The following is a 1,381-nucleotide window of genomic DNA, read 5'->3' on the forward strand; positions in this document are numbered from 1 at the left end:
TCAAGTACCTATACCCATCGTTTTCGTGATTATAGACCTGATTGCGAACCCAAAGCTTATCAGTTAGTTGAGCTTCCTCATTTCAGGAAATGGCTAAGGGATATATATATTCCTGAATTGCTTCCTTTGTATTTGATAGATAAATATGGGAAAAGGGCAGTATTACAGATATATACAGAGCAAAAAAAAGCTAATGAATATATTCTATCTTTAACAGAAGAGAAAAAACGAAGTGATAAACAAGATAAGTTTTTTCAAGTATTCCTAGCTGCCAGAGAAGTGCTTGAAAGTAGAAATAAATTATTATCTGATAACTAAAATATCAGCCGTTATCAATATATCGAACTCTCCACAATGTTTTTCTATACTCATCACTTTCTATATCAATCTCAAATTTTTGATTTGATTCTTTGTTTGTATATATCTTTGGTAGTTGATTGTTGTTTTTCCATGAACTAAGAGATGATTGGCTGACTCCAGTTTCTTCAACAGTCTTATTGGTACTAAGGATCAATATTTCTTTAGTGTTATCAGAAGTTATCGGTTTATTATCATCAAGTAATTCTAGTTGGTTGTTTTTGTTATCAAATTTTATCTTTTTGTTATCATTAAATAACTCTTCCAGGTTTTCTAACCGCTCATAAATAGAATTAAGCTCTTCACGAATGGGAGGAGTTTTGGGAGTAACTTTATCTAATTCAAATCCAGTATATTGAGCTAAAGCTTTTATTAAGAGGTCTGTTTTTCCTTCTCCAGATACTTCTCTAAAGTTTTCGATATGATCGAATAGTTCCTGGGGAATTCTTCCAGAATAGAATGGGCTAATTGCCATGATATCTTATGTTATCAATAGGTGCTAAAGTTTATAATATCATAGTGATAATTACTGATAACAAAACTTTGCAAGTCTCTTATAGTCGTGTTTCTGGGGGTTCTGGGGGTTATCGTAATAGTGTCCCCGTCATCCCTCCGTACCCCCTAATACTCGCTGTTTTGAAAAACCTAAAAGAGAGGTTTAGAACGGGGTCATAGATAGTAAAATTAGATTAATACGCTCTGCTGAGGAGCAACGTAGGAAAACGGCGAGACTCCAGATATAGTCACGTAAAGAGTGCAGTCTGGAGTTTTGTTTGGTCGGATCGATTTATGTGTGTTGGTGTGGGCTGTGTCGATCATCGACACTTGTGTCGGTACGACTCACTCAAATTAATTATGCAGTAAACAGTTTATTGTAAGCCTTAGCGACCTTCACTTGATTTGCGATCGCACGGAAAAATAACTTTTTGTCCATCCTTTATGCAACCCTCTATTGGTTTTTGCGATCGCAAACTTGTCCACCCAATCAGAAAAATCATTTGTTCCTAAAAAAACCAGGAAATGA

2 protein-coding genes are annotated in these 1,381 nt (G+C 35.0%); one reads left to right on the plus strand and one right to left on the minus strand.

Annotated elements, in window-relative coordinates; genetic code table 11:
• The coding region (locus F6K13_RS33285) for a hypothetical protein (protein WP_375340697.1) at positions 1–318 on the plus strand (318 nt) is incomplete at its 5' end.
• Between the two features lie 4 nt (positions 319–322).
• On the opposite strand, the gene F6K13_RS33290 is transcribed toward F6K13_RS33285, so the two are convergent.
• A complete protein-coding gene (locus F6K13_RS33290) occupies positions 323–832 on the minus strand; it encodes a hypothetical protein (protein ID WP_287289949.1) in 510 nt (169 codons plus the stop codon).
• Positions 833–1,381 lie beyond the last annotated feature (549 nt).

It is taken from the genome of Okeania sp. SIO2B9, from assembly GCF_010672505.1.
Lineage (GTDB): Bacteria > Cyanobacteriota > Cyanobacteriia > Cyanobacteriales > Microcoleaceae > Okeania > Okeania hirsuta.

What these genes read in the sequence shown, in the direction of transcription:
- F6K13_RS33290 (WP_287289949.1), bottom strand. Translation starts at nt 832, where the DNA reads ATGGCAATTAGCCCATTCTATTCTGGAAGAATTCCCCAGGAACTATTC.